Source organism: Rhodococcus sp. SJ-3, assembly GCF_051918125.1.
Classification (GTDB): Bacteria; Actinomycetota; Actinomycetes; order Mycobacteriales; family Mycobacteriaceae; genus Rhodococcus.
In genome coordinates, this window is the sequence record NZ_CM123306.1 from 5340051 (window position 1) to 5362930 (window position 22880).

The window sequence follows — 22880 nt, forward strand, 5'->3', positions numbered from 1 at the left end:
CACAGGCATCGTCGTTTCCGTGGTCGCGGTCGCCCTCCTGGTTCTCGGCATCGTCGGCTGGCTCCAACTCCGCAACCGAATCGACGAACAGGCCACCGAAGCAGCCAGGACCTGTGTCGAAGGTGACGTCGAACTCCGGATCGCCGCCGACCCGCTCATTGCCCCCACCCTCGCCGACCTCGCCGACACGTGGAACACCGACGTCGCACCCGTCATCCGCGACTATTGCGTCACCGCTCACGTCACCTCCACCGAATCCACCACGGCCGCCGCGACCCTCGCCGACGGCACCTGGAACCCCGAACTCGGACCCGAACCCGCTCTCTGGGTCCCCATCGACACCCGCGCCGCCGACCGCGCGGGCTCGAGCGCGAGCGGACAACGTCGATCCCTCGCCACCTCACCGATCGTGCTCGCGACCCCCGCAGCCCTGAACAACGGACTCACCACGGCCGGGATCGATTGGCGCGACCTACCGTCGCTGCAGTCCGTCCCCGGATCCCTCGGCGCACTCGGCCTGGCCCCTTGGGAATCTCTGCGCATGGCACTGCCCACCGGAACAGGCAGCGATGCCACCCTGCCCGCCCTCGAAGCCGTCGCCACCACCGGGGCAGGACCACTGACCCAGGACGAAGCGCGGTCACCGGACGTCGTGACTGCTATCACCGAACTCGCGCTCGGAGCCGACGCACTCGACATCGCGGCAGGCCCCTCCACCGCGGACGCGCTCACGGCACTCGCCACGAACACCGCCCCCGACTCCCCGATCCACGCAGTGCCCGTGGCAGAAAAACAACTGCACGACGCAGTCACCGACGGAACCGCCGCAGACCTCGCCGGATTCCGTCCCGCAGGTGCCACGCCCATCGCCGACTTCCCAGCAGTGGTCCCGAGCACCCCCTGGATCGACGAAACACTCTCCCGGGCCGCCGGACAGTTCATCGACTACGTGCGCAACCCCGACCAGGCCCGACGCTTCATCGATGCCGGATTCCGGAACCAAGACGGTGATTCCCCCGATCGATCCGACTTCGCATTCGCGCCGGTCGCCGATGTCCTCGCCCCGGCAGATCCATCCGCCGGCGACGCGCTCCTCGACATCCGCCTCGATCCCCAACAGCCTGTCAAAACGACCGTGCTCGTGGACACCACCACCTCCATGGCCGCCACCGCAGCAGGTGGTACCACCCGACTCGACGACACCGCGACCGCAATAGAGAACGTCCTCCGCCGTTCCCCGAACTCCTCGATCTTCGGGATACATGTCTTCGACGACACATCGCCCTCCCGAGTCGCTGTTGCTCGCGACGCGCTCACCGGCGAGCAGCGTGCGGCGCTGAATTCTGCACTCGACGCCGTCATCCCCACCGAGACTGCGCCGGTGTACGAATCGATCCTCGCCGCATACGCCGATGCCGTCGACAACTACGATCCGTCCAGACCGAACTCGGTGCTCGTGATCCTCGACAGCGACGACGAGAGCCTGGACGGCGACGAGATGAACACCGACGTCGATTCCAGCACGGGTACAGGCGAAGAGCTTCTCGACGGAATCAGCGAGCTCACCGACAGCGCATCACCGGTCCGGGTAGACATCGTCGTACTCGGCGACGATGTCACCGACTCCGAGACACTGCAAGACCTCACCGACCGCACCGGCGGGTCGTACTCCACGCTCGCCACCATCGCGAACGACGATCTGACCGCCTTACTCCGAAAGCTCACCTCCTGACCGTGATCCGACTACTCGTCGCGGGGACGTTCCTCGCCCTCATCACCTACTGGCTCCACCGTCGCCTCGTACGAGCGCCAGGCCTCACCGGGAGAGCTGCACTGACGGCCGATATCGTCCTCGTAGCGTTACTCGCGACCGCATTGGTCGCGTCCGTCACCGGCACTGTTCTCGACCCCGCATGGGCACGTCCGCTGGGCTTCCTCGGCTACAGCTGGTTCGCCGCAGGTCTCTACTTGATCTTCGGGCTCCTCGTCATCGGCGCTTTCTGCCTAGCGGCACGGCTCGTGCGACGGTTCCGCAGTGGCAAGTCCCCCTCGGACGAACCCGGCTCATCGCACCTACCACCACCACGCCGTGCACTCCGGATCGCAACGGGCTCTCTCGTTGCCGCCACCGTCGCCACGATCGGCTATGGAAGTCTGGTCGAGGCAGCCAATCCACGGCTCGTTCACTCCACCATCGCCCTGCCCGGGCTTCCGGACGAGTTCGACGGCATCCGCGTCGCCTTGATCACCGACTTGCACGTCGGTCCGGCGCGGGGCGCCGGGTTCGTGCGGGGAGTCGTCGATCAGGTCAACGAACAGCGACCCGACCTCATCGTTCTCGGCGGGGATCTCGCCGACGGCACCATCGAGCTGGTGGGCGACGACCTCGCGCCCCTCGTCGAGCTTCGTGCCCCTCTCGGGGTCTACGGAGTGAGTGGCAATCACGAGTACTACTCGGACGACGCCTCGTCCTGGCTCGATCACTGGGAAACCCTGGGTGTGAAGACCTTGCGAAACGAAAACGTCCTCGTGACGCACAACGGCGAGCAGATCGCACTGGCAGGCGTGCACGACTACACTGCTCCCGCACCGGATGCAGCGGATCTGCCCCGAGCCATCGACGGGCTGTCTCCGGAGACCTTCGTTCTTCTGGCCGCACACCAGCCGAAACACGTCTTCGAAGCACAGGATCTCGGTGTGGACCTTCAGCTGTCCGGACATACACACGGCGGCCAGATGTGGCCCCTGGGATACATCGTCGCTGCTGCGAATCCCACTGTCACCGGGCTGGACCACTTCGGCGACACCGCAATCTATACGTCACAAGGCGCCGGTGCGTGGGGCCCGCCGGTCCGCGTCGCAACTCCGCCCGAAGTTTCTATTCTTGAGCTCGTCACACAGAAGTAGCTGCGCCGCTGCTCGAGACGGACCTTTCGTCTGTGTGTTTTAGAGGGGAGATTCCGTGTTTACTAAGGGGTGATATTCTGTATATTTTGCTATTCCGTATAGTACGGAATGCTTCAACTTCGAAGTGTGGCTGCGGGCAATGCCCGCAGCCACAGGCTCTCAGCTGCTGTATGCCTCCAGCGGTGGGCACGAGCACACCAGGTTGCGGTCGCCGTGGGCACCGTCGATTCGACGGACCGCCGGCCACACCTTCGCACGCCCCTTCCCTAGCGGGTACACCGCGATCTCACGCGAATATGGATGGTCCCACTCCCCCACCAGGCACTCCGCGGTGTGCGGTGCTCCTCTCAGCGGGTTGTCGTCGACCGCCCACTCCCCTGCCCCGACCCTGTCGATCTCCCCCCGGATCGAGACCATCGCATCGATGAACTCGTCGATCTCGCTCAGATCTTCACTCTCGGTGGGTTCGACCATGAGAGTTCCGGCCACGGGGAAACTCATCGTCGGCGCATGGAATCCGTAGTCGGCGAGACGCTTGGCCACGTCATCGACGGTGACACCGGTGTCCCTGGTCAACTGACGCAGGTCGAGGATGCACTCATGCGCCACCATTCCATTCGCACCCGTGTACAGCACCGGGAAGTACTCGTCGAGGCGTCGTGCAATGTAGTTCGCCGACGCGATCGCAGTGAGCGACGCCCGGCGAAGCCCGGAAGCACCCATCAGCTTGATGTACGCCCACGTGATCGGCAGGATCGACGCCGATCCGTAAGGCGCAGCCGAAACCGGCCCCACGCCGCCGAGACCCGGCACTGCGGGATGCCCCGGGAGGAACGGCGTGAGGTGCGAACGAACTCCGATCGGACCGACTCCCGGTCCGCCACCACCGTGTGGAATGCAGAAGGTCTTGTGCAGGTTCAGATGGCTCACATCGCCACCGAACCTGCCCGGTCGGGCCAGACCCACGAGTGCGTTGAGGTTTGCGCCGTCGATGTACACCTGCCCGCCTGCGTCGTGCACGGCACCGCAGATGTCCTCGATCTCGTGTTCGTAGACGCCGTGGGTCGACGGGTAGGTGATCATGATCGCAGCCAGCCGTTCAGCGTGGTCAGCGATCTTCGCTCGCAGATCGTCGAGGTCGACGTCACCGTTGGGACGGCACGCCACCACCTCGACACGCATACCTGCCATGACTGCAGAGGCGGCATTGGTTCCGTGTGCGCTCGACGGAATCAGGCAGGTGTCGCGGTGGTCGTCACCGCGGCTCAGGTGGTAGTGCCGAATAGCGAGCAGACCTGCGTATTCACCCTGACTGCCTGCGTTGGGCTGTAAGGTGACGGCGTCGTACCCGGTTACTGCGGCGAGCCAGCGTTCGAGATCCGAGATCAGTTCCCGGATTCCTACGGTCTGTTCCGCGGGAGCGAACGGGTGCAAGCCCGCGAACTCCGGCCACGTGATGGCTTCCATCTCCGCAGCGGCGTTGAGTTTCATCGTGCAGGAGCCGAGCGGGATCATGGTGCGGTCGAGCGCGAGATCTTTGTCGGACAACCGTCGCAGATACCGCATCATCGCGGTCTCCGTCCGGTACTTCGTGAACGCCTCATGCTTCAGGAAGTCACTGGTTCGCCCGAGCGCCTCCGGGATGGACGCTCGTTCGGCTGCAACCGTCTCCTCGGCGGCGATACCGAACGCGGAAAGCACACTCGCCACGTGTGCATCTGTCGTCGCTTCGTCGCAGGAGATCGACACGTGGTCCGCGTCGACGAGATACAGATTGACCGACCGCTCAGCCGCTGCCGCCACAACCTCGGCGGCGCGATCCGGAACCCGGACCAGGACGGTATCGAAGAAGTCGTCGTGAACGACCGCGACTCCACCGCGTCGCAGCGACGCAGCAAGACCGGCTGCATGAGCAGCCACTCGTCGTGCGATTCCGGTCAGTCCCTCCGCGCCGTGATACGACGCGTACATCGCGGCGAGAACCGCCAGAAGCACCTGAGCGGTACAGATGTTGCTGGTCGCCTTCTCACGGCGAATATGCTGTTCACGGGTCTGTAGCGCAAGCCGGTAGGCAGAGGCACCGTCAGCATCGACCGAGACACCGACGAGACGTCCCGGCAGATTCCGCGTGTGCGCAGCGTTCACAGCCAGATATCCCGCGTGTGGGCCACCGAATCCCATGGGCACCCCGAATCGCTGAGTGGTGCCGAAGCAAGCATCAGCGCCCTTCTCCCCGGGCGGAGTCATCAGCGTCATTGAAAGGAGGTCCGCGCCCACCGCGACCATCGCACCGCGCTCATGTGCCGCATCGATCACGGGCGCAACGTCGAACACTCGGCCCGACGCACCCGGTACCTGCAGGATTACACCGAAGAACTCACCCTCGGGCAGTCCCTCCTCCACAAGGTCAACGGTGACGAGCTCGATGCCGAGCGGCTCGGCGCGGGTTGCGAGCACCGCGGCGGTTTGAGTGAACAGGTCGGAATCGACGACGAACCGGTGGCTCTGGGACTTGCGGTTGGCACGACGCAGCAAGGTCATCGCTTCCGCCGCAGCAGTGGCCTCGTCGAGCATCGAGGAGTTCGCGACTTCCATACCGGTCAGGTCCGCGACCATCGTCTGGAAATTGAGCAACGCTTCGAGCCGACCCTGACTGATCTCCGGCTGATACGGCGTGTAGGCCGTGTACCAAGCGGGATTCTCGATGATGTTGCGGAGCAGCACCGGCGGAGTGAGCGTGTCGTAGTAACCGTGCCCGATCATGGAGGTGGCGACCGCGTTGCGCGACGCCAAGGCTTTCAGACCGGCGAGAACTTCGTGTTCGCTGAGCGGCGCATCCAGGACACCGAGCCCGTCGGCCACTTCGCCGGCACAGTGGTCGAGAATGCCCGCGGGCAGCGCCTTTGCGACGAGGTTCTCGAGCGTATCGACTCCGACAACGTCGAGGATCCGGCGCATTCCCTGCGCATCAGGTCCGATGTGACGGTCGGCGAAATTCCAGGTGACGGCATCTGTCATCGCAGCTCCCAGGCTGGTCGGCGAGGTTCACACGTGCTCGGTCGGCACGGGCGCTTCCTCCCCCTCTGTCCTGAGCTCGCGAGGCGAGCGCCTGAGAGATTCGGTCCTGGTCGGCGAACCTTTCCCCGTGGGCGGGTGGGTGCTCCCACCACTTTCCAGAGACGTCGTAGCTCACGCGGTCCTGGGTGCCTGAGAGATTGACGGGGAGGTGCTGCTCCTTCGGCGCCCGGACATGTTGGTCCGGGGCTCTCCCGCGGGACGGCGACGCACACCGATTCTAGAGCACGAGCGGGCCGATCGAGTCCACGCTCTCCCGGCGGGTGACGTATGCCCTATCCGATGCGGCGGTTGATACGGTTTCGACGGCGGGAAGCCAGTTCGTCCTCGGGCTTCTCTTCGACGTCGTATCCCTCGGCGCGCTCGGCCGGGAAATCCGCGATACTGCCTGTCAATTCTCGGACTGCCCCACTGACTGCGATACCGAACACACCTTGCCCGCCTTGGAGCAGGTCGACGACCTCTTCCGGGGAGGTGCATTCGTAGACAGTGGTGCCGTCGGAGAAAAGGGTGATCTTGGCCAGGTCCCGTACGCCACGGCTCCGGAGATGATCGACCGCTACGCGAATGTTCTGCAGAGAGACTCCGGTATCGAGGAGGCGCTTGACTATCTTGAGGACCAGAATGTCCTTGAACGAGTACAGGCGCTGGCTTCCGGAACCCGCCGCGCTCCTGATCGAAGGCACTACCAGATTGGTTCGTGCCCAGTAGTCGAGTTGACGGTAACTGATACCTGCAATCTGGCACGCGATCGGGACCCGATAGCCGACAAGTTCATCGGGGACCGAGTTGTCGGGAAACAGCCCCGGCTGCAGATCCTCGGAAGTGTCCGATACCGGTACCGGAGCCACGCGATCGCCGGTGCCGGCACCGAGTTGCTGTCCTTGCGGCCGATCTCGCACTTTGTGACTTCCTCTCGCGCGCCCCGTTGTCCCTCGCCACCACCGACCAGGCGGATCTCCTCCGCATCCGATCCCGTACATCCCCCGGTTCACCCGACTTGTCCCGTAACGGATCAACCAAGCGTACGCCCTGTGTGATTCAGGTCGAGCAGCAACACGCCGACTCGGAAAGTAACGTTCGACATTACACGGGTTCGTCGCAGTGCGTCGTCGAACAACTTCGACCCGAGCCGTCGGCGCGACGAGCAGATCAGCCGTCGGTTGCCTTGAAGTCGTCGGGCGAGACCGATTCGAGGAATTCCTTGAACTTCTCGACCTCGTCCTCCTTCTCCTCGGGCATCGCGAGGCCGGCTTCTGCCAGAACTGATTCCTCGGCAAACACCGGTGCACCGGTGCGCAAGGCGACGGCAACTGCGTCCGAAGGACGACACGAGACCCGCATCTCCCCCTCGAAGAGGAGATCGGCGTAGAACGTACCCTCCTGAAGATCCACTATCCTGACCTCGAGGAGGGCATGACCGAACGCGTCGAGAAGATTCTTGATCAGGTCGTGCGTGAGCGGCCGGGCCGGCTCCACTCCCTGCTGTTCCAGCGCAATGGCGGTGGCCTCCATCTGACCGATCCAGATCGGTAGGTACCGCTCGCCCTCTGCTTCGCGCAGCAGAAGGACAGGCTGGTTCTGGGGTTGCTCGACTCGGATACCGACTATCCTCATCTCGCTCATAGCGGCGCCTCCGTCCCGGTGCCTGTCAGTCGCGTGGTCGCTGACACGTACTGCCTGAATTCTAGTGCGCTCGTTCGTGTACGTCAGGTGCCCGAATCCGGAAGGTGCACCGCTTCCCGTGCTCAATACTGCTGCAGGGCTGCCTCGACGATCGAGGTCAACGATCGAGTGAACCCTGCACCGCCGACTTGACGAGGCACGTGTGCAAGGTCAGAGATAGCGCAGCCAACTCACGAACCATCTCTTCTGCGCGTTCCCGCGCCCCTGCATCGCGTCCCTTGGCGACAGGACCGGCGATCTGGGCGACGAGGCCCGCTTCGCGGTCTGCCGCCAACTTGAACGCGCGTAGGTGCCGGACTTCGAGTCCGAACTGGGACATCGCCTTCGCTGTCCGCGCCAGCAATACCGCATCGTCGTCGAAGAAGCCTGCGGCACCCGGCGTGAGGAGCCCCGCGCCCACCAGCTCGGTGAGGAACACGGTGTCGATACCGGCCCGTTCACAGAGATCGTCTCGACCCACTCGGATCTGGCGGTCGGTACGAAGGTCCTCGGGAGAAACCTCGCCCCGCGCGACCGCGAGCTGGCGCGGTCGCTTGGGGCGAGTTTCGACGGCCCCCACCGTTGCGGCACCACGGTCGATCGCCTCGAGCTGTTCCTTGATCACCTTCAGCGGGAGGTACTGATCGCGCTGCGCGGTGAGCACGTACCGGAGTCGCTCACAGTCCGCGATCGAGAACCGCCGGTAACCCGACGGTGTGCGCTCCGGACTGATCAGTCCTTCGGCTTCGAGAAATCTGATCTTCGAGATCGTCACGTCCGGGAACTCCGGGCGGAGTCGATCGAGCACGGACCCGATCGACATACCTGCCGGCGCCGGCTGGCGGGCAGCGGTCATCAGCTACCTGCGCCCTGAGTGCCCCGCGGGCCGGTCAAGAACACCAGACGGAACTTTCCGATCTGGACCTCGTCGCCATTCGCGAGTACTGCCGAGTCGACGGGCTCACGATTGACGTAAGTACCGTTGAGGCTTCCCACATCGACGACCTGGAATTCGCCGTCGTCCTGGCGGAACTCTGCGTGACGACGGCTGACGGTGACATCATCGAGGAAGATGTCGCTGTCGGGGTGTCGCCCGGCGGACGTGGTGGGCTGGTCGAGCAGGAAACGCGACCCCGCGTTGGGACCGCGCTTGACGACGAGCAGGGCCGCCCCGGCCGGAAGACCTTCGACTCCCGAGACCGGTGCTTCGGTCGTCGCAGCCGCGCCGGTGTTCTCCAATTCGTTCAGGAAGTCGGCACGAAACACCGAAGTGGTTTCCGCTGGGGTCTCTTCGTAGCCCGCGTTGCCGTTCTCGCTCACCGTTTCTCCTTATCCGTTCGATCGTCCGGGTAGTCCCGGACGATCGTCATTCGTTCGCCACCACCACGGTCGGACACGGCACACGCCATACCCGACCGTACCCTGCGCATGCCCCTGGTGCAGGTAGTCGCGGTTACGTCACCCAGGGGATCTCATCCTTCTGTGATCGTTCTGTATCCGGCGGCGTCGAGGGTCCGTTCCAAGGCGGCGTCGAGATCCGACTCGCTACTCGATTCGATATCGATCAACCATCCTTCTGTGTACGGCGCGCTGTTGACCAACTCGGGGCTCGCCTCGAGGTCGCCGTTCACCGCCGCGACCGTCGCGGCGAAGGGCGCATAGACATCCGAGACACTCTTCGTGGATTCGACCTCACCGAACGAATCGCCCGCAGCGAAAACGGATCCGGCGTCCGGCAACTGCACGAACACCACATCACCGAGCTGGGATTGAGCGTAGTCGGTGATGCCGATCCGGGCGGTGGTCGCCCCAGTCCGCTGGACCCACTCGTGCTCCGCGGTGTATCGCAGATCGGCGGGCGTCTCGAACTCACTCACGGCAGTTCCTTTCGGAGGCGACGATTCGGCACGAACGTCTGTTTCAGTTTCCTGGCTGAGCGTATTGGCGTGGTTCGATCTCCCGCAAGGCGGGCACCTCGACCTGCGACAACTGCTCGACAGTCAAAGTTCCACCGCGGCGAGCGACCGTATCCACCACACCGCCGGGGATGTTCAACGCCGCAGCGAGCGTCGGCCCGTCCCCGATAGCAGTAACCGTATAGGGCGCCGGGAGGTTTCGATCGTCGACAATGATATCTCCGCCCTGCCCTCCGACCCACGAGTCGACGCCGATGCGCACCGCTGTTCCGTCGGCTCCGGTGATCTGCATGGTGTCCGCACCCGCCGCACGTAATTCCTGGATCGTGTCGAGGACGACCTCCGGGCCGACTCCGCCGAGCGGGTCGTCGATCGTCAGGACGACACCCGGCCCTGCCGCGGGAACCGTACCGAGTTGGACCGACAGGTTCTGCAGACGAGCGCGGGCCTCCGACAGAGCAGCATCCGAACCGTTCTGCTCGAATCCTTCGAGAGTGCGTTCGAGGCCAGTGATCTCTTGCCGCAGCGCCGCCTCGCGTCGATTGAGACTGTCGAGGAGCACAAGCAGATCCGCGGGGCGGGCGGAGTCGAGGTTGTCCCCCGTATCAGTGTTCTTCACCTGGGTGGCGATAGCCGTGCCGAGCAGGGCGACGAGCAGCATCGCAAGCATCGCGTACACCCGGCGCTTGCGCCGGGAGTCCGGTGTGCCCGACAGAGCTTGTTCGGAGGTGTCCTCGACCATCGCTCACGCCCCGAAAAGTCTGCGGCGCAGTGCCGACGCGTTCCCGAAAATGCGGATCCCGAGGACGACGATGACCGCGGTGGAGAGCTGGGTGCCCACACCGAGCTGGTCCCCGAGCCACACGATGAGTGCGGCTACGAGAACGTTGAACACGAAGGAGACGACGAAGACCTTCGCGTCGAAAATGTCGTCGAGATAGGCACGCAATCCACCGAACACCGTATCGAGCGCGGCGACCACCGCAATCGGCAGGTACGGCTGGACCACGTCGGGCACCTGGGGACTGAACACGATTCCGGCAACGATGCCGATCACGAGTGCCAGCACCGCATACAGCGCCTGGCCGTGCCGAAGGTGCTTCACCGATTCCCCGCTTCCCGAGCCGATTCGACTGTACGTACCGTGGCTGCAGGCAGTTCGAGCTCTCCGGCCTCGGCGATCGTGAAACCTACCCCGTAGAGCTGTTTGATGCCCGAGAGCCTGAGGTAGGCGTCACTCACCACGAAATCCGTCTGCATTTGGGCCTGCGGTCCGACGGCGGAGACGACGTAGGGCGAGAACACCGGCCGGTTGTCGACGAGCATCGCTCCCCCTGCCTGCCGGATGGTGACGCCGGGGCCGATGCGCACATCGCCGACCGACACTGCTTCGGCACCGCCGGCCCACAGCGCGTTGACCACCGATTGCAGGTCTCGATCGAGGACTGTCGCGGCGTCGCCGGTGTCGTGCACAGACGGGTCCGACAGGTTCGGCCGACCCGTCGGATCGGAAAGGGTGACGGTGATCCCTGGGCCGATGACAGGCGCGCCGGCAGCCGCGATCTGCGCCGCGCGCAACGCGTCGAGAGTCGTCGCACCCTCCGCATCGTGGGCCACCAGTTCAGCGCTGCGCTGCTCGACCGTGTCGGTCAGTTCATCGCGGCGGGCCACAAGGGTTGCGATGCGTTCCTCACTGGTACGTAGCGAGTCGAGGATCTCGGCGCGCGCCTGATCTGCCCCCGGTTCACGATCGGTGTTTTCGGCGTAGGCCGCGCCGAGTACGAGACCGGCAAGAATGCAGCCGATGACGAGCCAGACCGTGGTGCGTGCCGGCGATGCGGCAGCGCGACCCGCTGCCCGGTCCTCGGCGGCGGCACCGTAGCCGGGGTCGAGGTGGTCCTCGAGCAGCGACTTGAGCAGCGAGGGGACCGGGTTCCGGGGGATCTGTTCCCAACGACGGTTCACTCGGCTGGTCGCTCCTCGTTCGGAGGCACTGCACGGGCGATCCATACGGCCTGGCCGATGTAGAGCAGCCCGGTCCAGATGTAGAGCGCCGAACCCCAGATCAGGGCAGCCCAGCCGAGTGGGTGCGCCACGACGGACGTGGCGGGTGACGCCAGGTCGAGCAGCAGCAGCGGCAATGCGCACATGAGGAGGAAGGTCGCGCCTTTACCCAGGTAGAGAACGTCGGGCGGGGGCATGCCCCGACGCCGGTATACGGCGAGGGTCGGGACCAGCACGAGTTCGCGCCCGACCAGGATCGCGGCGATCCACCACGGAAGGACGTCCCGCGCGACCAACGCGAGGAGCGTGGTCACTATGTAGAGCCGGTCGACCATGGGGTCGAGCAGCGCGCCGAGCCGGGACGCCTGGTCGAGCAGGCGGGCGAGCTTGCCGTCGGCCCAGTCGGTGAATCCGCTGAGGAAGAGGATCGCGAGGGCCCATCCGTCCGCGTGGACAACGAGGATCAAGTAGAGAAAGAGAGGTATTCCGAGAAGCCGCACGAAGCTGAGCAGGTTCGGGATGGTGAGGATGCGATCGGCACCCGGGCGGACGTCGTCCGGAGTGGTCACGTCACCCATCGTGCCCCCTGTCTGATCTACGCGGTACGGTCCACCAACCTTTTCACACCGGCCGTGGGGGTCGTCGCGAGGTGGTCAGCGCCATGCGAACACCGGTTGCTCGAGTCCGTCGATACGAGTGTGCCGACCATGGAGGGCAACTTCACGGAACTGGTAGACCACTGCGGCGGTGGGTGCGTGAATGAGGTGACCACGAAACGGCCACTGGATGACCGGCTTATCGGACTCGGGGATATCCACGAATCGAGGCTCGCTGTCCAGTTCGGTCTCCGTGACGGAGAACAGGACGTCGACCTCGTCAGGGCTCGGTTTCAGATCGGCGATCGCTGTGTCGGACCACACGACGAACGGTGACATCACATATCCGGATCGGGTGACGTAGTCGTCGAGGCGCCCGACGATGGAGTTCGGCGCGGCGTCGAGTCCGAGCTCCTCGTGCAGTTCCCTCAGCGCCGCTTCCTCGGGTGTCTCCCCGGGGTCGAGTCGCCCGCCGGGGAGCGCGAACTGGCCGGGATGTGCACGTAATCTCGTCGGCCGGCGGGTCAGAGGCATGACGGGATTGCCTGCATCATCGTTCAGAACAGCGATGACGACCGCTGCATGGCGGCGCCCTTCGAGCGGAATCCGACGCGACTCGAAGCAGGCAAGCGAGTCCTGAAGTGTTGTGTGCGTCAGTGCGTTCGATACGGACATGGTGCGACATTATCTCACGCGATTTCGGTTTAACTCGATATTCCGTGCAATCCGAAATCCTTCTACCTGTGGGGACAGGTGTATTCAGTTGCGACTACGCTCTCTCCCAGGTTCCGCCGAACCCCACCGAAATCCGCGGAGGACATCATGGCTGCCGACCCCGCAGGACTGGACACCGCAGTACTTCGCACCCATCTGCAGACCGCCGCCCCCGGTTTGCTCGACGGGGCGCTGACCGCCCGCCTCATCAGCGGCGGGCGATCGAACCTCACCTACGGTGTGAGCAACGGTGAGCGGGAGCTGGTCCTGCGGCGCCCACCGCTCGGGCATGTACTGGAGACCGCGCACGACATGGCACGCGAGCACCGCGTGATCACGGCGCTGGCAGGAACCGAGGTGCCTGTGCCGCGTACTCATCTCCTGTGCACGGACACCGAGGTCATCGGCGCACCGTTCTACCTCATGGATCTGGTCCCGGGCACGCCCTTCCGTACTGCCGAGGAACTCGCTCCGCTCGGGGAGGATCGGGTGCGTGCGATCTCCGAGCGGACGATCGACACGCTGGCGAGACTCCACGCGGTGGAGCCTGCGACGGTGGGGCTCGCGAACTTCGGCCGTCCCGAGGGCTTCCTCGGACGACAGGTGCACCGATGGAAGACTCAGCTCGATGCGTCCCGGAGCCGTACGCTCGACGGTGCCGACGAGCTTCACCGGTTACTGGTCGAGCACCTGCCTTCGGCAAGCGGCGCTGCGATCGTGCATGGCGACTACCGCCTCGACAACGTACTCATCGACGAACGTGATCAGGTTGCGGCGGTGCTGGATTGGGAGATGGCGACCCTCGGCGATCCGCTCACCGATGTCGCGCTTCTCGTGGTCTACCAACAGCTCGCGGACCGGGACGGGCCAGTACCGGTGTCGACCGTATCGCGTGCCCCGGGGTTCCTGAGCGAGGACGCGATGGTGTCGCGCTACGCAAACGCGAGCGGCAGGAACCTGTCGGGGATGGCTTTTCATCTCGGCCTGGCCTATTTCAAGCTCGCGGTGATCCTCGAAGGTATTCATTTCCGGTTCCTGCAGGGTCAGACCGTGGGCGACGGCTTCAGTGCATTCGGTGATGCTGTGGAACCCCTCCTCCGCGAGGGGCTTTCGGCCCTGCGACGGTAAGGTACATTCATGCCGCATCCGATCATGTTCGACGACACGGATCCGTTGCTGGCTCGGGTGCGCACCCTCGCCCTCGCATACCCGGGCGCACGAGAGAAGGTCTCGCACGGCCGTCCGTTCTTCTTCACCAAGACCTCGTTCGCGGTCTACGGCGGCTCCGAGAAGGACACCCGGGCCCCGTTTCCTCGATCGTTGATCGTCAAGCCCGAGCGCGACGAACGTCTTGCCCTCCTCGGTGAACCCCACACGTATCTGCCGATGTATCTGGGTCCGTCGGGGTGGATCGGGTACGACCTCGGCCGCCGGGAGGTGGATTGGGCGGAGGTTGCGGAACTGATCGACATGTCGTTCCGCGAGACTGCTCCTGCGAAGCTGGTACGCGAACTGGACGCGCGTCTCGGTTGAGTCGCGCGTCCAGCGCGTGTGCGGGTTCCCGCTCGATCAGTCAGGACTGCCGCTGATGTTGACCATCCACTGGACACCGAACTTGTCGATGCACATTCCGAAGCTGTCTCCCCAGGGCGCCTTCTCGAGGGGCAGCGCCTCGGTGCCGCCGGCGACGAGTTCATTCCAGTAACCGCGGAGTTCGGATTCGTCGTCGCCGCTGAGGGATATCGAGTAGTTGTTTCCCGGGGTATGGTCCATTCCCGGGGGCGTGTCCGAGGCCATGAGCACGAAACCGCTGTCGGTGGTGAGCATCGCATGCATTACCTTGCTGTCCACCGCGGCGTCGCCGGTAGGTTGCCCCTCCCCGAACGTGCTGATATCGAGTTCCCCGCCGAAGACGGTCTTGTAGAACTCGATCGCGTCACGCGCGTTGTCACGGAAGCTGATGTACGGATTGAGTCGAGTGGTCATCGCGAGCTCCTGATCTGTTCGGAGGGAGGATGAGTCGGCACTACACAGAGGGACTCTGCGCATTGCCGTTTCTCATCGTGTCCTTTCCCGCTCACTCGCGGAGCCTTTCGACGGATCCCGGCTCAGGACACCGACACGGTTCGCCGCACGTTCTCTTCGTCGTCGACAGCGGAGGCGAGAACCCGACCGACCTTGTTGCGCGCGACCTGCCAGCCTGTGATCTCGCCGCTTGTCGAGGTGAACGCCTCTCCGCCGTCGGTCGAGTCGGTCAGGTTGACCGGTTGTACGAGGGTCCAGTCGAGGCCGCTCTCGTGCACGAAGCGATCCTGGATCACGGTGTCGGCGACCTGTGGCCCGAGAAGCAGCGAGAACATGAGCTTGTAACGCAACGGCAGGCGGCCATCGGTGTCACCCACTCCGTAGGTGGTCTGGACGATCAGGCGCCGCACACCGTGACGTTGCATCGCGTCGATGATGTTGCGGGTGCCGGTGGACCGCACGTCGAGTGCAGTATGCGCCGGGCCGCGCAGCCGCACTCGGACGGGGTTCTCGGTGATGCCGAGGGTGACGATGACAGCGTCCTGTCCGCGGACCGCGCGGTCGACGTCATCGAGACAGGTGGCGTCCCCGATCACGCCTAGGGTTCGGTCGCCGAATGTGTGCTGTGCGTCGGGTGTGCGGACCATGACGGTCACGTCGTGGCCGCGGGCGAGGAGTGCGGTGACGGCTGCGCGACCGGAGCCGCCTGTGGCGCCGATGACGAGTACTTTCATGATGTTCTCCTGAGTTCGTTGGGGACGATGTGTCCACCGTATGAACGTTCCTCGAGACGTTCTATGGTTCTCCGTCCGTCCCTTGTGTTCATTCGTCCTACGGGGCTGGACGAATGGATACCCAGCGGCGAGGGTGGACATATGACGATCGACAGGGTTCGGGAGACCGCCGACGTGCTCTATCCGTGGACACCGGTCGATCCCCTCGCACATGCCCTTCACCTGCTGCGCATGCGCGGCGGCTTCTACTGTCGGTCGGAGTTGAGCGCGCCATGGGCGCTGGAGATGCCACCGGTGGCCGACAGCGTGAGCTTCCATCTGGTCGTCTCTGGCGAAATGTGGCTCGAGGTCCCCGGTTCGGCATCAGCGCGGCTCCTCCCCGGGGATTTCGTCATCGTCCCGCACGGCTCGGGGCACGTGATGCGCAGCGACCCGAGCATCACCGGCACGGGGAGTCGGGGACGCGTGGATCTACTCCCCCAGACGATGATCGGCGACCACTATTCGGTTCTGCACTACGGCGGAGGTGGAGAGCACTCCACCTTGGTGTGCGGGGTCGTCGAGTTCGATCATCCGACTGCGCGACGTCTGGTGGCGTTGCTGCCGCCCCTCCTGCGGATGGACACGACCGGGTCGGCGAGGCACAGCGCGCCGACACAGGTGTTGTCGTTGATGGCCGAGGAAGCGCAGCACGTGCAGCCCGGTGGCGAAGCGGTGCTCACTCGACTGGCGGACATTCTTGTGATCATGGCAATCCGGAGTTGGATCGACTCCGCGCCGGCGGCCCGACACGGATGGATCGGCGCTCTGCAGGACCCACAGGTGGGCCGTGCGCTCGCCGCGGTTCACCACGCCCCCGAGCGGCCGTGGACAGTCGAGTCTCTCGCGCGGGAAGCGGCGATGTCGCGGTCTGCGTTCGCGGCACGGTTCACCGAGCTGGTCGGCGAACCCGCAATGCGGTACGTCGGTCGCTGGCGGATGGAGTCGGCGACCGTCGCGTTGCAGGACGGCGCGACGATCGCCGAACTCGCGTCGAGATCGGGCTACGAGTCGGAAGCGGCGTTCTCGAAGGCCTTCAAAAGGATCACAGGCCTATCTCCCGGATCGGTCCGCCGCCGCACGGACGGCACATTCGCCTGCCGGCGGTAGCGCAGGCCGGCGCGGTGCCGGCCCCGCGATACGAAGAAGCCCCGGTGAGATCAGATCTCACCGGGGCTTCTCGGTCGGGCTGACAGGATTTGAACCTGCGACCACTTGACCCCCAGTCAAGTGCGCTACCAAGCTGCGCCACAGCCCGCCCGCGCTCTCGTCGAGCGCTCGTTGAGATTACAACAGGTGCGGACCGAAAGGCGAATCGGCTGGTCAGCGCCGTTTCCGGGGATTCGGGTCTACTTGCGGCGGTCGCGCTTCTCCCGCACTCGCACGGATATCCGGACAGGGCTGCCGTCGAAGTTGAACTCCTCACGCAGCTTCCGTTCGAGGAAGCGGCGGTAACCGGCCTCGAGGAAGCCGGTGGTGAACAACACGAACGTCGGCGGACGCGTCGCTGCCTGGGTAGCAAACATCACACGGGGCAAGCGTCCCCCACGCATCGGCGGCGGAGTCGCGGCCACCACTTCCTTGAGCCAGGTATTGAGCCGGCCCGTGGAGATGCGCTTGTCCCATGATTCGAGCGCGGTCTCCATCGCCGGCACGAGCTTCTGCACGGCACGGCCGGTCTTGGCCGAAATGTTGACTCGCGCCGCCCACGGCACCCGCAGCAGATCACGCTCGATCTCGCGGCCCAACTCATGACGTCGGTCCTCGTCGACGAGGTCCCACTTGTTGAACGCGATCACCAGTGCGCGACCGGATTCCACGATCATGGTGATCACCCGCTGGTCCTGTTCGGTGATCGGCTGCGAGGCGTCGATGAGCAACACCGCCACCTCCGCGGCGTCGATCGCCGCCCGGGTGCGCAGCGAGGCATAGAACTCGGCGCCAGACGCGTGACTGACCCGCTTGCGCAGGCCTGCTGTGTCGACGAACCGCCACGGTTTGCCACCGAGTTCGACGACCGAGTCCACGGGGTCGACGGTGGTACCCGCGACGTCGTGCACCACCGAACGTTCGTCGCCCGAAAGCTTGTTGATCAGGCTGGACTTCCCGACGTTCGGCTTGCCGACCAAAGCGACACGGCGGGGTCCTCCCCCACCCGTGCCCTCACGCGGGGTGGGCGGCATCTTCTCGAGCAGGTCGTCGAGCAGATCACCGGTGCCACGACCGTGCGTGGCGGACACCGAATAGGGCTGGCCGAGCCCGAGCGACCACAATGCCGCGGCTTCGGCTTCGACGCGGTCGTCGTCGACCTTGTTCGCGACGAGCAGCACCGGCGTCTTCGACCGGCGCAGCACCTTGGCGACGGCCTCGTCGACCGATGTCGCGCCGACGGTGGCGTCGACAACGACAAGGATCGCGTCGGCGGTACGCATGGCAACCTCGGCCTGACGAGCAACCGACTGCTGCATCCCTTTGGCGTCGGGTTCCCAGCCGCCGGTGTCCTGGACCATGAAGCGTCGGCCGTTCCAGTTCGCCTCGTACGACACGCGGTCGCGGGTCACGCCCGGGATGTCCTCTACGACGGCTTCCCGGCGACCGATGATGCGGTTGACCAGGGTGGACTTTCCGACGTTGGGGCGGCCGACAACCGCGACTGTCGGGATGGGCACGAACTCTTCGAGTTCGGCTCCGGTTTCGAAGTCGAGGTCCCAGTCCGATTCTTCGGACCAGGTGCCGTCGGAACCCTCGTCGGTGTACTCCGTTGTGACGTCGTCGCTCACAGCGCCGCTCCCGTCTGTTCGGTGACCAGTGCCGTCAGCATCGAGGTCACCTCGTCGATGTCCATGTCGCTGGTGTCCACGACGACGGCGTCGTCCGCGGCGCGCAGAGGCGACACTGCGCGTGTGGAATCAAGGTGGTCACGGCGCTGCACCGACGCGAGTACCGCGTCGTAGTCGTCACCGCGGCCTTCCACGATGTTCTGGGCGTTGCGGCGCTGTGCGCGTGCTTCCGCGGATGCGGTGAGGAAGATCTTCACATCGGCATCCGGGAATACCGCCGTGCCGATGTCGCGTCCTTCGACAACGACTCGGTGCGCTGCGAGTCCGAGACGCTGCTGCGCAGCGACGAGCAGTTGGCGTACTTCGGGGACCGCGGAGACGGCGGAGACCGCTGCGGTGACCTCCCCGCCGCGGATCTCTCCGCGCACGTCCTGGCCGTCGAGTCGAATGTCCTCGACGTCGGGGTCGGTACCGATCGACCAGGGCAGGCCGGCGACAGCCTCGGCGATCGCGGCAGGGTCGGTCAGGTCAGCGCCCCGGCGCAGCACGTACAAGGTCGCGATCCGGTACATGGCGCCGGTGTCGAGGTATGCAGCGCCGAGGTGGCGTGCGAGCCGCTTGGAGACGCTGGACTTGCCCGTTCCCGATGGGCCGTCCATCGCGACGATCAATGCGCCTACGGTATCGGTCACAACCCCACCGCCTGGTAGAGACCGCCGACCTCGTTGCGCCCGAGGACACGAAGTGTGCCGGGCCGCTGATCGCCGAGCGCGACGGGACCGATATTGGTACGCACGAGCCGGATCACGGGGTGGCCCACGGAGTCGAGCAGTCGACGCACGATGTGTTTGCGGCCTTCGTGCAGGTCCAGGCGCACGAGGGACTGGCCTTCGTTCACCTCGAGCAACGCGAACCTGTCGACTTTGGCGGGGCCGTCCTCGAGCTCGACGCCCGTCTTGAGCTGCTTGCCGACGCCTCGCGCGAGCACACCCTTGACCGTGGCAAGGTAGGTCTTGTTGACCTCGAAGGACGGGTGCATGAGGCGATGTGCGAGTTCACCGTCGTTGGTCAGTAGCAACAGCCCCTCGGTGTCGGCGTCGAGCCTTCCGACGTGGAAGAGGCGTTGACCTGCGGCGACACGCTCTGAAACGATGTCGCCGACACAAGGGCGACCCAGATCGTCCGACATGGTGGACTGCCACCCGCGTGGCTTGTTGAGCACGAGGTGAACGAGATCCTTCTTGACGACCACACGGACACCGTCGACGCGGATCACGGCGTTCTCAGGGTCGACACGCAACCCCTGCTCTCGAACGATGACCCCGTCGACTTCGATGCGGCCGCGGTCGATCATTTCCTCGGCGGCACGGCGTGAGGCCACCCCTGCCTGGGCGAGGACCTTCTGCAGTCGCACGCCTTCGCCCGCAGGCAGCTTCGCCGGTGCGGCTGTGCTGTGCTGGTGGCGGGCGGGCTTGGCGTTGCTGATGGTCGGCGTTGCCGAGGCCCGGCGGGCCTGGGGTTTCGGTGCAGCAGGCCTGCCTCGCTTGTTCAGCGGAGCGCTTCCTTGACCCCGATGGGGCTTCTTGGCTGCCCCCGCGTTCCCTGCGGTGGAGCTCGGAGCGTCCTGAGTGCGGGGATCCGACCGGCGGGCGGACGAAGATCTGCCGGTGGCCTGGCCCTTCACGGGGCGGGCGGTTCGTTTACGGTCCGGTGTGCCATCACGGCGAGCGGGCTTTTTCACTTTTTTCCTGTCAGTTCTCTGGATCGAACTCCGCGTGCGAGAGTGTCTCGGCGCGCGCGTTCTTTCCTATTCTCTCAAACCTCGGGTCTGCTTCGAGGCTGTCGCTGATGTCATCGATCACATCTACATCGGGTAACAGGGGACCGACCGGTGGTAGATCGCTCAGCGACGCAAGGCCGAGACGTTCGAGGAACAGTTCGGTGGTGATGTAGAGGGTACCGCCGGTCTCGGGATCGGTGCCCGCTTCGGCGATGAGATCCCGCGCGAGCAAGGTGCGCATCACTCCGTCGACGTTGACGCCGCGCACGGCGCTGACGCGGCTACGGGTCACCGGTTGCCGGTAGGCGACGACCGCGAGGGTTTCCAACGCCGCGCGGGTGAGTTTGGTGCGCGCCCCGCCCTGGAGGAGCTTCTCGACGTAGGGTGCGTAGTCGCGGCGGGTGTAGAACCGCCAGCCGTCACCCGCGAACCGCAGATCGATTCCGGAGCCGCGCGCATCCAGGCAGGCCGCGAGCGCACGGAGGGCACGCTCGGCGCGGTCGGCGGTGACACCGATCGCGGCAGCGAGCTGGTCGGCGGACGCGGGGGTGTCGACCATCAGGAGCAGTGCTTCGAGCGCGGCGGTGAGTTCGTCATCGGCCATGTCGAGCAGTTCACCGTCCCAGGCCCGCTCGTCGCCGGACGGATCGGGTTGCTGCTGCGCGGGCAAGGCGCGGTCTGGGATGTGCGCACTCACCCGTAGTCCTCCTCGAAGTCGATGGCGTTCTCGTCGTTCTCACCGGTCCAGGCCACCTGGAGTGGCCCGAGTGGGTCGGGTTGCTCGAAGGTGACTGCACGTTCGCGATAGAGCTCGAGCAGCGCGAGGAACCGCGCGACTACGAGCAGTCCGTGCTCGCAATCTGCGGTAAGGACGTCGAAGCCGATCCATTGTCCGGCACCGTTGTCCCTCAGCAGAGCGAGAATGTATGCGGCCTGCTCCGGCACCGACACCGTCTGGACGTGCAGGTGGTCGAGCCCTACGCTGGGTGTCGGTTTCGGTCGGAACGCCGCCGCTGCGATCTCGGCGAAGCGCTGTGCATCGACACCGAGAACGACCTCGGGCACGAGATTTTCGAAGCATTCCTCGAGGGATACCGCGCGCGGGTAACGACGGAGGGCAGCGCTTTCGAGTTCGGCGAAGTGCTCGGCGATCTGTTTGTAGGCCCGATACTGCAACAGCCGCGCGAACAGCAGGTCGCGCGCCTCGAGCAACGCGAGGTCCTCTGGATCGTCGACGTCGCCGGCAGGCAGCAGGCGAGCCGCTTTGAGGTCGAGCAGAGTCGAGGCAACGACGAGGAACTCGGTTGTCTGGTCAAGACCGAGTTCCGGACCGAGTTTCCTCGTGTATGCGATGAAGTCGTCGGTCACCTCATGCAATGCGACTTCGGTGACGTCCAGGCGACGCTGTGAGATCAGAGTGAGTAGCAGATCGAACGGGCCCTCGAAGTTGCGGAGCCGGACCTGGAATCCGCCGGTGACAGTGGGTTCCGAGGTCTGGTCGGTGGCCGACGCCTCGTCGGTGACGGGAGCAGCGGATTCCGCCTCGGCGGAATCCTGGGTGGGGGCAGACACGGATCAGCGGCCGGTCCGATGGATCACTTCGCGGGCGAGCGACCGATACGACTCGGCACCACCGGATTTCGGCGCCCAGGTGATGATCGGTTCGCCGGCGACGCTGGTTTCGGGGAATTTGACAGTGCGGGAGATGACGCTGTCGTAGACGAGGTCTCCGAAGACCTCGACCACCCGGGACATCACTTCACGACCGTGCAGTGTCCGCGAGTCGAACATGGTCACGAGGATCCCGGCCACGGCGAGGCGTGGATTGAGCCGGTCCCTGACCTTGGCGACGGTGTCGTTGAGCAACGCCAGACCGCGAAGGCTGAAAAACTCGCACTCCATCGGGATGAGAACCGAATCGGCGCAGGCCAGAGCGTTGACGGTGAGCAGGCCGAGAGACGGTTGGCAGTCGACGAGGATGTAGTCGTAGCGCTCGAGGACGGGGAACAAGGCGCGGCCGAGAGCCTGTTCGCGCCCGACCTCGGAGACGAGTTGGATCTCGGCGGCGGACAGGTCGATGTTGCTGGGTAGCAGATCGAGGTTCTCGATGTGTGTGTCGAGCAGTACGTCGTCGGTGTCCGCGCGGGGTTCGACAAGCAGGTTGTGGACGGTCGACTCGAGGTCGTGGTGGGCCACGCCCAGGCCGGCTGACAGGGCTCCCTGGGGGTCGAGGTCGACGAGCAGTACACGGCGTCCGCATTCGGCGAGGGCAGCACCCAGGTTGATAGTGGAGGTGGTTTTGCCCACTCCGCCTTTCTGGTTGCACATCGCGATGATCTTGGCGGGTCCGTGCGAGGTCAGTGCCGGTGGTTCGGGAATGCGCCTGCGCGGACGGCCGGTGGGGCCGAGGTCGGAGTCGTCGATCGACGCGGTTTCTCTGAGATCGGCGTCGGTGTCGTCACCGGGGTCGTCGGTTCCTGACGGTCGTGGTTCGGCAGGTGGACGGTAGCCGGCTACGGACCGAACCGGCGTCGGCCAGCCCTGCGTCGCCGCGTGTGCAATGTTCAGGTGTGTGTCGTCTGTGGCAGATGGCCGAGGTGTGCCCACGAGCGGTGCTCCCCCTGTTCTGCGTCCCACTGTGCGTC

24 protein-coding genes, 1 tRNA gene and 1 riboswitch are annotated in these 22880 nt (G+C 65.1%); of the genes, 5 read left to right on the top strand and 20 right to left on the bottom strand.

Annotation, left to right across the window (positions count from 1 at the left end; genetic code table 11):
• The first annotated feature begins 19 nt into the window (after window positions 1-19).
• Both ACTDXD_RS24800 and ACTDXD_RS24805 read left to right on the top strand, forming a co-directional pair.
• Window positions 20-1732: a substrate-binding domain-containing protein gene (locus tag ACTDXD_RS24800; protein ID WP_440124823.1), complete on the top strand. Its 1713-nt coding sequence runs from the start codon at window positions 20-22 to the stop codon at window positions 1730-1732.
• Between the two features lie 2 nt (window positions 1733-1734).
• Complete coding sequence (locus tag ACTDXD_RS24805) at window positions 1735-2907, top strand: metallophosphoesterase (RefSeq protein WP_440124824.1); 1173 nt, start codon at window positions 1735-1737, stop codon at window positions 2905-2907.
• A gap of 159 nt (window positions 2908-3066) precedes the next feature.
• On the opposite strand, the gene gcvP is transcribed toward ACTDXD_RS24805, so the two are convergent.
• From gcvP to ACTDXD_RS24860, 11 genes are all read right to left on the bottom strand, one after another.
• Entirely contained in the window at window positions 3067-5925 is a 2859-nt protein-coding gene (gcvP, locus tag ACTDXD_RS24810) for an aminomethyl-transferring glycine dehydrogenase (RefSeq protein WP_440124825.1), read from the bottom strand.
• 166 nt (window positions 5926-6091) lie between these two features.
• Window positions 6092-6189, bottom strand: a riboswitch (glycine riboswitch).
• A 68-nt stretch (window positions 6190-6257) separates the two neighbouring features.
• Entirely contained in the window at window positions 6258-6884 is a 627-nt protein-coding gene (locus ACTDXD_RS24815; protein ID WP_374229952.1) for a MerR family transcriptional regulator, read from the bottom strand.
• A gap of 250 nt (window positions 6885-7134) precedes the next feature.
• Window positions 7135-7608: a bifunctional nuclease family protein gene (locus ACTDXD_RS24820; RefSeq protein ID WP_169690164.1), complete on the bottom strand. Its 474-nt coding sequence runs from the start codon at window positions 7606-7608 to the stop codon at window positions 7135-7137.
• Between the two features lie 157 nt (window positions 7609-7765).
• Window positions 7766-8503: a transcriptional regulator FtsR gene (ftsR, locus tag ACTDXD_RS24825; RefSeq protein ID WP_440124826.1), complete on the bottom strand. Its 738-nt coding sequence runs from the start codon at window positions 8501-8503 to the stop codon at window positions 7766-7768.
• Window positions 8503-8967 carry a glycogen accumulation regulator GarA gene (gene garA / locus ACTDXD_RS24830; RefSeq protein WP_169690162.1) on the bottom strand — a complete coding sequence of 155 codons (465 nt, stop codon included), beginning with the start codon at window positions 8965-8967 and terminating at the stop codon, window positions 8503-8505. The genes ftsR and garA overlap by 1 nt, the downstream gene beginning before the upstream one ends.
• 152 nt (window positions 8968-9119) lie before the next feature.
• Window positions 9120-9524: a glycine cleavage system protein GcvH gene (gcvH, locus tag ACTDXD_RS24835; RefSeq protein ID WP_440124827.1), complete on the bottom strand. Its 405-nt coding sequence runs from the start codon at window positions 9522-9524 to the stop codon at window positions 9120-9122.
• Between the two features lie 43 nt (window positions 9525-9567).
• A complete protein-coding gene (locus tag ACTDXD_RS24840; protein ID WP_440124828.1) occupies window positions 9568-10305 on the bottom strand; it encodes a DUF881 domain-containing protein in 738 nt (245 codons plus the stop codon).
• A 3-nt stretch (window positions 10306-10308) separates the two neighbouring features.
• Window positions 10309-10668: a small basic family protein gene (locus tag ACTDXD_RS24845; protein WP_378565832.1), complete on the bottom strand. Its 360-nt coding sequence runs from the start codon at window positions 10666-10668 to the stop codon at window positions 10309-10311.
• Window positions 10665-11528, bottom strand: a complete 864-nt coding sequence (locus tag ACTDXD_RS24850; protein WP_440124829.1) for a DUF881 domain-containing protein — start codon at window positions 11526-11528, stop codon at window positions 10665-10667. Before ACTDXD_RS24850 ends, ACTDXD_RS24845 begins: the two co-directional genes overlap by 4 nt.
• Window positions 11525-12145 (bottom strand): CDP-alcohol phosphatidyltransferase family protein, encoded by a 621-nt coding sequence (locus ACTDXD_RS24855; protein WP_440124830.1) that lies wholly within the window; start codon window positions 12143-12145, stop codon window positions 11525-11527. The genes ACTDXD_RS24850 and ACTDXD_RS24855 overlap by 4 nt, the downstream gene beginning before the upstream one ends.
• Before the next feature lie 75 nt (window positions 12146-12220).
• Window positions 12221-12838 carry an NUDIX hydrolase gene (locus ACTDXD_RS24860; RefSeq protein WP_440124831.1) on the bottom strand — a complete coding sequence of 206 codons (618 nt, stop codon included), beginning with the start codon at window positions 12836-12838 and terminating at the stop codon, window positions 12221-12223.
• A 147-nt stretch (window positions 12839-12985) separates the two neighbouring features.
• Between ACTDXD_RS24860 and ACTDXD_RS24865 the strand changes: the two genes are divergently transcribed.
• Window positions 12986-14005, top strand: coding sequence for a phosphotransferase family protein (locus ACTDXD_RS24865; RefSeq protein WP_440124832.1), 1020 nt, complete (start codon window positions 12986-12988; stop codon window positions 14003-14005).
• Between the two features lie 9 nt (window positions 14006-14014).
• Window positions 14015-14410, top strand: a complete 396-nt coding sequence (locus ACTDXD_RS24870; RefSeq protein WP_440124833.1) for an MmcQ/YjbR family DNA-binding protein — start codon at window positions 14015-14017, stop codon at window positions 14408-14410.
• A gap of 36 nt (window positions 14411-14446) precedes the next feature.
• Here the strand turns inward: ACTDXD_RS24870 and ACTDXD_RS24875 are convergent, their stop codons facing one another.
• Window positions 14447-14863 carry a VOC family protein gene (locus tag ACTDXD_RS24875; protein ID WP_440124834.1) on the bottom strand — a complete coding sequence of 139 codons (417 nt, stop codon included), beginning with the start codon at window positions 14861-14863 and terminating at the stop codon, window positions 14447-14449.
• A 122-nt stretch (window positions 14864-14985) separates the two neighbouring features.
• Entirely contained in the window at window positions 14986-15636 is a 651-nt protein-coding gene (locus tag ACTDXD_RS24880; protein WP_440124835.1) for an NAD(P)-dependent oxidoreductase, read from the bottom strand.
• A 141-nt stretch (window positions 15637-15777) separates the two neighbouring features.
• On the opposite strand from ACTDXD_RS24880, the gene ACTDXD_RS24885 reads away from it, so the two are divergent.
• A complete protein-coding gene (locus tag ACTDXD_RS24885; protein ID WP_440124836.1) occupies window positions 15778-16785 on the top strand; it encodes an AraC family transcriptional regulator in 1008 nt (335 codons plus the stop codon).
• A gap of 74 nt (window positions 16786-16859) precedes the next feature.
• Here the strand turns inward: ACTDXD_RS24885 and ACTDXD_RS24890 are convergent.
• The 7 genes from ACTDXD_RS24890 to ACTDXD_RS24920 form a co-directional block, all read right to left on the bottom strand.
• Window positions 16860-16933 (bottom strand) — tRNA-Pro (locus ACTDXD_RS24890).
• Between the two features lie 91 nt (window positions 16934-17024).
• A complete protein-coding gene (gene der / locus ACTDXD_RS24895; protein ID WP_440124837.1) occupies window positions 17025-18455 on the bottom strand; it encodes a ribosome biogenesis GTPase Der in 1431 nt (476 codons plus the stop codon).
• On the bottom strand, window positions 18452-19114 hold the full coding sequence (cmk, locus tag ACTDXD_RS24900) for a (d)CMP kinase (RefSeq protein ID WP_440127785.1): 663 nt from the start codon (window positions 19112-19114) through the stop codon (window positions 18452-18454). Before cmk ends, der begins: the two co-directional genes overlap by 4 nt.
• 29 nt (window positions 19115-19143) lie before the next feature.
• Window positions 19144-20196 (bottom strand): pseudouridine synthase, encoded by a 1053-nt coding sequence (locus ACTDXD_RS24905; RefSeq protein WP_440124838.1) that lies wholly within the window; start codon window positions 20194-20196, stop codon window positions 19144-19146.
• 10 nt (window positions 20197-20206) lie between these two features.
• Entirely contained in the window at window positions 20207-20839 is a 633-nt protein-coding gene (gene scpB, locus ACTDXD_RS24910) for an SMC-Scp complex subunit ScpB (RefSeq protein WP_440127786.1), read from the bottom strand.
• Window positions 20840-20928: 89 nt separating this feature from the next.
• Window positions 20929-21807, bottom strand: coding sequence for a segregation and condensation protein A (locus ACTDXD_RS24915; protein ID WP_440124839.1), 879 nt, complete (start codon window positions 21805-21807; stop codon window positions 20929-20931).
• 3 nt (window positions 21808-21810) lie between these two features.
• A complete protein-coding gene (locus ACTDXD_RS24920; protein WP_440127787.1) occupies window positions 21811-22659 on the bottom strand; it encodes a ParA family protein in 849 nt (282 codons plus the stop codon).
• Between the last annotated feature and the right edge of the window lie 221 nt (window positions 22660-22880).

Excerpts from the sequence above, each read along its gene's own strand:
- gcvP (WP_440124825.1), bottom strand. The coding sequence starts at position 5,925 with ATGACAGATGCCGTCACCTGGAATTTCGCCGACCGTCACATCGGACCT.
- ACTDXD_RS24820 (WP_169690164.1), bottom strand. The coding sequence starts at position 7,608 with ATGAGCGAGATGAGGATAGTCGGTATCCGAGTCGAGCAACCCCAGAAC.
- ftsR (WP_440124826.1), bottom strand. The coding sequence starts at position 8,503 with ATGACCGCTGCCCGCCAGCCGGCGCCGGCAGGTATGTCGATCGGGTCC.
- ACTDXD_RS24840 (WP_440124828.1), bottom strand. The coding sequence starts at position 10,305 with ATGGTCGAGGACACCTCCGAACAAGCTCTGTCGGGCACACCGGACTCC.
- ACTDXD_RS24855 (WP_440124830.1), bottom strand. The coding sequence starts at position 12,145 with ATGGGTGACGTGACCACTCCGGACGACGTCCGCCCGGGTGCCGATCGC.
- ACTDXD_RS24860 (WP_440124831.1), bottom strand. The coding sequence starts at position 12,838 with ATGTCCGTATCGAACGCACTGACGCACACAACACTTCAGGACTCGCTT.
- ACTDXD_RS24865 (WP_440124832.1), top strand. The coding sequence starts at position 12,986 with ATGGCTGCCGACCCCGCAGGACTGGACACCGCAGTACTTCGCACCCAT.
- ACTDXD_RS24870 (WP_440124833.1), top strand. The coding sequence starts at position 14,015 with ATGCCGCATCCGATCATGTTCGACGACACGGATCCGTTGCTGGCTCGG.
- ACTDXD_RS24875 (WP_440124834.1), bottom strand. The coding sequence starts at position 14,863 with ATGACCACTCGACTCAATCCGTACATCAGCTTCCGTGACAACGCGCGT.
- ACTDXD_RS24880 (WP_440124835.1), bottom strand. The coding sequence starts at position 15,636 with ATGAAAGTACTCGTCATCGGCGCCACAGGCGGCTCCGGTCGCGCAGCC.
- ACTDXD_RS24885 (WP_440124836.1), top strand. The coding sequence starts at position 15,778 with ATGACGATCGACAGGGTTCGGGAGACCGCCGACGTGCTCTATCCGTGG.
- cmk (WP_440127785.1), bottom strand. The coding sequence starts at position 19,114 with ATGGACGGCCCATCGGGAACGGGCAAGTCCAGCGTCTCCAAGCGGCTC.
- scpB (WP_440127786.1), bottom strand. The coding sequence starts at position 20,839 with ATGGCCGATGACGAACTCACCGCCGCGCTCGAAGCACTGCTCCTGATG.